The following is a 1,077-nucleotide window of genomic DNA, read 5'->3' as shown; positions in this document are numbered from 1 at the left end:
GTGTGACGGATTTACCTACCACACGGCCTACACCCTTACCCCGGGACTACCACCGCCCGGGCTGGACTACCTTCCTGCGTCACCCCATCGCTTACCTAGTACAAGTCTGGTTCGTCGGCTCCACCACTACCCTCAACTCCGAAGAGATCGGGCCGGCTTCACGGACTTAGCATCGCCTGATTCAGTATTGGGCGTTTCAAAGCGGGTACCGGAATATCAACCGGTTGTCCATCGACTACGCCTGTCGGCCTCGCCTTAGGTCCCGACTTACCCTGGGCAGATCAGCTTGACCCAGGAACCCTTAGTCAATCGGCGCACACGTTTCTCACGTGTGTATCGCTACTCATGCCTGCATTCTCACTCGTGAACCGTCCACAACTCGCTTCCGCGGCTGCTTCACCCGGCACACGACGCTCCCCTACCCATCCCAGCAGGCGTTGGCCCTATACGCTGGAATGACACGACTTCGGCGGTACGCTTGAGCCCCGCTACATTGTCGGCGCGGAATCACTTGACCAGTGAGCTATTACGCACTCTTTCAAGGGTGGCTGCTTCTAAGCCAACCTCCTGGTTGTCTCTGCGACTCCACATCCTTTCCCACTTAGCGTACGCTTAGGGGCCTTAGTCGATGCTCTGGGCTGTTTCCCTCTCGACCATGGAGCTTATCCCCCACAGTCTCACTGCCGTGCTCTCACTTACCGGCATTCGGAGTTTGGCTAAGGTCAGTAACCCGGTAGGGCCCATCGCCTATCCAGTGCTCTACCTCCGGCAAGAAACACACGACGCTGCACCTAAATGCATTTCGGGGAGAACCAGCTATCACGGAGTTTGATTGGCCTTTCACCCCTAACCACAGGTCATCCCCCAGGTTTTCAACCCTGGTGGGTTCGGTCCTCCACGAAGTCTTACCTCCGCTTCAACCTGCCCATGGCTAGATCACTCCGCTTCGGGTCTTGAGCGCGCTACTGAACCGCCCTATTCGGACTCGCTTTCGCTACGGCTTCCCCACACGGGTTAACCTCGCAACGCACCGCAAACTCGCAGGCTCATTCTTCAAAAGGCACGCAGTCACGACTG

1 rRNA gene is annotated in these 1,077 nt (G+C 57.5%); it reads right to left on the bottom strand.

Annotated features, from left to right (window positions below):
• Positions 1–1,077 (bottom strand): 23S ribosomal RNA (locus ACFVV1_RS40835); the annotation flags it as partial.

Source organism: Streptomyces sp. NPDC058092 (assembly GCF_042884935.1).
Lineage (GTDB): Bacteria > Actinomycetota > Actinomycetes > Streptomycetales > Streptomycetaceae > Streptomyces.
The sequence above is the reverse complement of the archived record's forward strand: the minus strand, read 5'-3'. Positions and strand labels throughout refer to the sequence as shown.